At 63.4% G+C, this 6,632-nt stretch carries 4 protein-coding genes and 1 pseudogene; all 5 read left to right on the top strand.

Annotated features, from left to right (window positions below; translation table 11 throughout):
- Nucleotides 1–111, top strand: a pseudogene (locus KAK09_RS14070) (succinate--CoA ligase subunit alpha); the annotation flags it as partial.
- A 79-nt stretch (nucleotides 112–190) separates the two neighbouring features.
- Nucleotides 191–3,154: a 2-oxoglutarate dehydrogenase E1 component gene (locus KAK09_RS14065; protein WP_210879568.1), complete on the top strand. Its 2,964-nt coding sequence runs from the start codon at nucleotides 191–193 to the stop codon at nucleotides 3,152–3,154.
- Nucleotides 3,154–4,671 (top strand): 2-oxoglutarate dehydrogenase complex dihydrolipoyllysine-residue succinyltransferase, encoded by a 1,518-nt coding sequence (odhB, locus tag KAK09_RS14060; RefSeq protein ID WP_210879567.1) that lies wholly within the window; start codon nucleotides 3,154–3,156, stop codon nucleotides 4,669–4,671. Before KAK09_RS14065 ends, odhB begins: the two co-directional genes overlap by 1 nt.
- Before the next feature lie 73 nt (nucleotides 4,672–4,744).
- Nucleotides 4,745–5,140: an MAPEG family protein gene (locus tag KAK09_RS14055; protein ID WP_210879566.1), complete on the top strand. Its 396-nt coding sequence runs from the start codon at nucleotides 4,745–4,747 to the stop codon at nucleotides 5,138–5,140.
- Between the two features lie 94 nt (nucleotides 5,141–5,234).
- Complete coding sequence (gene lpdA / locus KAK09_RS14050; RefSeq protein WP_210879565.1) at nucleotides 5,235–6,623, top strand: dihydrolipoyl dehydrogenase; 1,389 nt, start codon at nucleotides 5,235–5,237, stop codon at nucleotides 6,621–6,623.
- The last annotated feature ends 9 nt before the right edge of the window (nucleotides 6,624–6,632 follow it).

The raw sequence follows: 6,632 nt of genomic DNA, 5'->3' as shown, positions 1-6,632 counted from the left end.
GGCGGCAAGGGTGGCGCCGAGGACAAGATCGAGGCGATGCAATCCGCCGGCATCACCGTCGCCGAAAGCCCCGCCAGCCTCGGCGAGGCCGTGCTCAAGGCCATCGGCTGATCAAGGGCAAGAGGGGCGGGCAGGGTCCGCCCCCCATTCACACGGGCGGGGCCGCGCACCCCGCGGGAGGAAACCAGAGATGACCGACCAATCCCCCAACGACCTCTTTCACGCCTCAAGCTTCATGCAGGGGGCGAATGCCGAGTATCTCGAACAGCTTTACGCCCGCTACGCCCATGATCCGGGCGCGGTGGATGACGCGTGGCGCGCCTTCTTCGACCAGTTGGGCGACGGGCACGAGGATGTGCGGCGCGAGGCGAAAGGGGCCTCTTGGGCGCGGTCTGACTGGCCGCCCGTCCCGAATGACGATCTCACCGCCGCGCTGACCGGCGAATGGCCCGCCGAACCCGAGGCCAGGGACGCGGGCAAGAAGATCGCCGCCAAGGCCGCCGAGAAGGGTGTGGAGGTCAACGACGAGGCGATCAAGCGCGCGGTGCTCGATTCCGTGCGCGCGCTCATGCTGATCCGCGCCTATCGCATCCGGGGCCATCTCATCGCCGATCTCGACCCGCTCGGCCTGCGCGAGCAGAGCCATCAGCCCGAGCTTGACCCCAAATCCTACGGCTTCACCGAGGCCGACATGGACCGACCCATCTTTATCGACAATGTGCTTGGCCTCCAGATTGCCAGCCTGCGCGAGATCCTCGCCATCGTGCGCCGCACCTATTGCGGCACCTTCGCGCTGCAATACATGCACATCTCCGACCCCGAACAGGCCGCCTGGCTCAAGGAGCGGATCGAGGGCTATGACAAGGAAATCAGTTTTACCCAACGGGGCCGCAAGGCGATCCTGAACAAGCTGGTCGAGGCCGAGGGCTTCGAGAAATATCTTCATGTCAAATACATGGGCACCAAGCGGTTCGGTCTTGACGGTGGTGAGAGCCTCATCCCGGCGATGGAGCAGATCATCAAGCGCGGCGGCCAGCTGGGCGTTGAGGATATCGTCATCGGGATGCCGCATCGCGGGCGTCTCAACATCCTGGCCAATGTCATGGCCAAGCCCTACCGCGCCATCTTCAACGAGTTTCAGGGCGGCAGCTTCAAGCCCGAGGAGGTCGATGGCTCGGGAGATGTGAAATATCACCTGGGGGCGTCTTCGGACCGCGAGTTCGACGGCAATCGCGTGCATCTGTCTCTGACCGCCAACCCCTCGCACCTCGAAGCAGTTAATCCGGTGGTTCTGGGCAAGGTCCGTGCCAAGCAGGATCAGTTGAACGACATCGACCGCACCAGGGTCCTGCCGATCCTGCTGCACGGGGATGCGGCCTTTGCCGGACAGGGCGTGGTGGCCGAAGGATTCCAGCTTTCGGGCATTCGCGGGCACCGCACCGGCGGCACCATGCATATCGTGGTCAACAACCAGATCGGCTTTACCACCGCGCCGCATTTTTCGCGCACTTCGCCTTATCCCACCGATATCGCGCTGATGGTCGAGGCGCCGATTTTCCACGTCAACGGCGACGATCCCGAGGCGGTCGTTCATGCCGCGCGCGTCGCCACGGAATTCCGCCAGAAGTTCCACAAGGATGTGGTGATCGACATCATCTGCTATCGTCGCTTCGGCCATAACGAGGGGGATGAACCGATGTTCACCAACCCCCTGATGTATAAAAAGATCAAGCAGCAGAAAACGACGCTCGCCCTCTATACCGACCGGCTGGTGAAAGACGGTCTCATCCCCGAGGGCGAGGTCGAGGACCTCAAGGCCGCGTTCCAGTCCTTCCTCGCCGACGAGTTTGAGGCGGGCAAGGACTATCGTCCGAACAAGGCCGACTGGCTTGATGGCAAATGGTCCGACCTCAACCCGCACAAGGGCAAGTATGAGCGCGGCGAGACCTCGATTTCCCCCGAGACCATGGCCGAGGTCGGCGCGGGACTCACCCGCACGCCGGAGGGCTTCAACCTGCACAAGACGGTCGAGCGTCTGCTTGAGACCAAGAGGCAGATGTTCGAAACTGGCAAGGGCTTTGACTGGGCCACCGCCGAGGCGCTTGCCTTCGGCTCGCTGCTGACAGAGGGCTACCGTGTACGCCTCGCCGGTCAAGACAGCACACGCGGCACTTTCAGCCAGCGCCATTCCGCTTTCATCGACCAGGAGACCGAAGAGCGCTTTTACCCGCTCAACAGCATCCGCGAGGGGCAGGCGCATTACGAGGTCATCGACTCGATGCTCTCGGAATATGCCGTTCTGGGCTTCGAATACGGCTACAGCCTCGCCGAGCCAAAGGCGCTCACCCTCTGGGAGGCGCAGTTCGGCGATTTCGCCAACGGCGCGCAGATCATGTTCGATCAGTTCATCTCGTCGGGCGAATCGAAATGGCTGCGCATGTCCGGCCTCGTCTGCCTCTTGCCCCATGGCTATGAGGGACAGGGGCCGGAACACTCCTCGGCCCGGCTGGAGCGGTTCCTGACCATGTGCGGGGGCGATAACTGGATCGTGGCGAATTGCACGACGCCGGCCAACTATTTCCACATCCTGCGCCGCCAGCTCTACCGCACCTTCCGCAAGCCGCTGATCCTGATGACGCCGAAATCCCTTCTGCGGCACAAGCTGGCGGTGTCGAATGCAGCGGATTTCACCACTGGTTCTTCCTTCCATCGCGTGCTCTGGGACGATGCACAATACGGCAATTCGGAAACGAAGCTTGTCGCCGACGAGAAGATCAAGCGCGTGGTCATGTGTTCCGGCAAGATCTATTACGACCTGCTGGAAGAGCGCGACCGGCGCGGGATCAACGATGTCTACCTCCTGCGTATCGAACAGTTCTATCCGTTCCCGGCCATGTCCATGGTCAAGGAACTGGAGCGTTTCAAGGGCGCGGACATGGTCTGGTGCCAGGAAGAGCCCAAGAACCAGGGCGCCTGGTCCTTCATAGAGCCGAATATCGAATGGGTGCTGACCCGGATCGACGCGCAGCACAAGCGCCCGGTCTATGCCGGTCGCCCCGCTGCCGCCTCGCCCGCCACGGGCCTCGCCAAGCAGCACAAGGCACAACAAGAGGCGCTGGTCGATGCCGCGCTGACCATCGAAGGGAATAAGTGATGAGCACCGAAGTCCGCGTCCCCACTCTGGGCGAATCCGTCACCGAGGCCACCGTCGCCACCTGGTTCAAGAAGCCGGGTGATCAGGTCGCCGCCGACGAGATGCTGTGCGAACTGGAAACCGACAAGGTGACGGTGGAGGTGCCTGCGCCCGCCGCCGGCACCCTGGGCGAGATCGTGGCAAAGGAGGGAGAGACCGTCGGTGTCGATGCGCTCCTTGCAACGATCACCGAAGGTGAGGGTAAATCCGTCCCCGTGAAGGAGGAGAAGACCGAGGCCAGGGCCGCGCCCGCCGAGACGGGGGGCGACGCCGTGGACGTGATGGTGCCGACCCTGGGCGAGAGCGTGACCGAGGCGACTGTTTCCACCTGGTTCAAGAAGGTGGGCGATAAGGTCGAGGCTGACGAGATGCTGTGCGAACTGGAAACCGACAAGGTCTCGGTCGAGGTTCCCGCGCCCGCCTCCGGTACGCTGACCGAGATCCTCGCAGGCGAAGGCGAGACCGTGCAGGCGGGCGGCAAGCTTGCCATCCTCGCCTCGGGCGAAGGCGCGGCCGTCGCTTCGGCCGGAGCAGGGGCCACTCCGGACGAGAGCATCCCGGCGCGCGCTGCAAGCGGTGATGTCGAGGATGCTCCCTCGGCGAAAAAGGCCATGGCCGAAAAGGGCCTCAGCCGTGATCAGGTCACAGGCTCCGGCCGCGATGGCCGCGTGATGAAGGAGGATGTGGCCCGCGCCGCCGCCGCCACACAAGCCCCCGCCGCCGCCACGCCCGCTCCGGCGGCGCAGGCCCCCCGCGCGCCAAGCCCCGCAGAGGATGCCGCCCGCGAGGAGCGCGTCAAGATGACGAGGCTCCGCCAGACCATCGCCCGCCGTCTCAAGGACGCGCAGAACACGGCGGCCATGCTCACCACCTATAACGAGGTGGACATGACCGAGGTCATGGCGCTGCGCAACCAGTACAAGGACGAGTTCTTCAAGAAGCACGGCGTGCGCCTTGGCTTCATGTCCTTCTTCACCAAGGCCTGCGTGCATGCCCTGAAAGAAGTGCCCGAGGTCAACGCCGAGATCGACGGCACCGATATCGTCTACAAGAACTTCGTGCATATGGGCATCGCGGCGGGCACCCCCACGGGCCTTGTCGTGCCGGTGATCCGCGATGTGGATTCCATGGGCTTTGCCGCGATTGAAAAGGCCATCGCCGAAAAAGGCGCCCGCGCCCGCGACGGCAAGCTCAGCATGGCGGAAATGCAGGGCGGCACCTTCACCATCTCCAACGGCGGCGTCTATGGCTCGCTCATGTCCTCGCCCATCCTCAACCCTCCGCAATCGGGCATTCTGGGCATGCACAAGATCCAGGACCGGCCCATGGCGATCAACGGTCAGGTGGTCATTCGCCCGATGATGTATCTGGCACTCAGCTACGATCACCGGATTGTGGATGGCAAGGGGGCTGTCACCTTCCTCGTGCGGGTGAAAGAGGCGCTCGAGGATCCCCGCCGGTTGCTGATGGATCTGTGAGTGCTGCGCAACACATGCGCACCCTCCCCGTAGGGTGCGCATTCATTGCGCACCTCATGGCAAAAGGCTCCACATGACCCCCGAACTCACCGCCCTCACCCTCGCCGCCCTCCTGCAAGCCGTGCAGTTCCTGCTCTACGCCATCCCGGCCAATCTCGAGCTTGGCCCCGGCTACACCATGTCGGCGCGCGACCGCGAGCCTTCCCGCCAACTCTCGCCGAAAACCGCCCGCCTTGGCCGCGCGCTCTCGAACCATTTCGAGGGTCTGATCCTCTTCACCATCGCCGTGATCGTGGTCACCTTCACCAAGATCACCTCTCCCCTCACCGCCGCCTGCGCCGTCACCTATCTTGCCGCGCGCGTCCTCTACATCCCGGCCTATTATTTCGGCCTGCGCCCCTGGCGCTCGCTGATCTGGGCGGTGGGCTTTCTCGCCACGCTCCTCATGCTCTTGGCGGCGCTCGTCTGATGCTTCATCGTTCCACAAATACTCCGGGGGAGTCGCGCGCAGCGCGACGGGGGCAGCGCCCCCAAGCCCCGCTTAAACGAAAGGATTCTAACCCATGGCCTCTTATGACGTGATCATCATCGGCGCTGGACCCGGCGGCTATGTCTGCGCGATCCGCTGCGCTCAGCTGGGCTTGAAAACGGCTGTGGTCGAGGGACGCGAGACGCTGGGCGGCACCTGCCTCAATGTCGGCTGCATCCCCTCCAAGGCGCTCCTCCATGCGAGCCACCAACTCCACGAAGCCGAGCACAATTTCGAGAAGATGGGCCTCAAGGGCAAGGCTCCCTCGGTGGACTGGAAACAGATGCTCGCCTACAAGGATGACGTCATCGGCCAGAACACCAAGGGCATCGAATTCCTGTTCAAGAAGAACAAGGTGGACTGGATCAAGGGATGGGCGTCGATACCCGGCGCGGGCAAGGTCAAGGTCGGTGACGAGACCCATGAGGCGAAACATATCGTCATTGCGTCCGGCTCCGAACCCTCAAAGCTGCCCGGCGTCGAGGTGGATGAAAAGGTGGTCGTCACCTCTACCGGCGCGCTCGAATTGCCGAAGATCCCCAAGACCATGGTGGTGATCGGCGGCGGCGTGATCGGGCTGGAGCTTGGTTCGGTCTATGCACGCCTCGGGACGCAGGTCACCGTGGTGGAATTCCTCGACGCGATCACGCCGGGCATGGATGGTGAGGTGCAGAAGAACTTCCAGAGGATTCTTAAAAAACAAGGCCTTGATTTCATCATGGGGGCCGCAGTCCAATCCGTCGAGACGCTCAAGACCAAGGCCAAGGTCAATTACAAACTGCGCAAGGACGACAGCGACCATCAGCTTGACGCCGATGTGGTTCTGGTCGCCACGGGCCGCAAACCCTATACTGACGGGCTGGGTCTGGCCGATCTTGGTGTCGAGATGACCAAGCGCGGCCAGATCGCCACGGACGACCATTGGCAGACCTCGGTCAAGGGCATCTATGCCATTGGCGACGCCATCGAAGGCCCGATGCTGGCCCACAAGGCCGAGGATGAGGGCATGGCTGTGGCCGAGGTGCTGGCGGGCAAGCATGGCCATGTGAATTACGGCGTTATCCCCGGTGTCATCTACACGCATCCCGAGGTCGCCAACGTGGGGGCGACCGAAGAAAGCCTGAAAGAACAAGGCCGCGCCTACAAGGTCGGCAAGTTCTCCTTCATGGGCAACGGGCGCGCCAAGGCGGTCTTTGCCGGCGAGGGCTTCGTCAAGATCCTCGCCGACAAGGAGACCGACCGCATTCTCGGCGCACATATCATCGGCCCGGCGGCTGGGGATCTCATCCACGAGGTCTGCGTGGCCATGGAGTTCGGCGCTTCGGCCGAGGATCTGGCCCTCACCTGCCACGCGCACCCGACCTTCTCCGAGGCCGTGCGCGAGGCGGCGCTGGCCTGCGGCGACGGGGCCATTCACGCCTGAGCGGGGGCA

This window comes from Roseovarius autotrophicus (genome assembly GCF_018069895.1).
GTDB lineage: Bacteria > Pseudomonadota > Alphaproteobacteria > Rhodobacterales > Rhodobacteraceae > Roseovarius > Roseovarius autotrophicus.
This window is presented reverse-complemented; position numbering and strand designations above follow the sequence as displayed.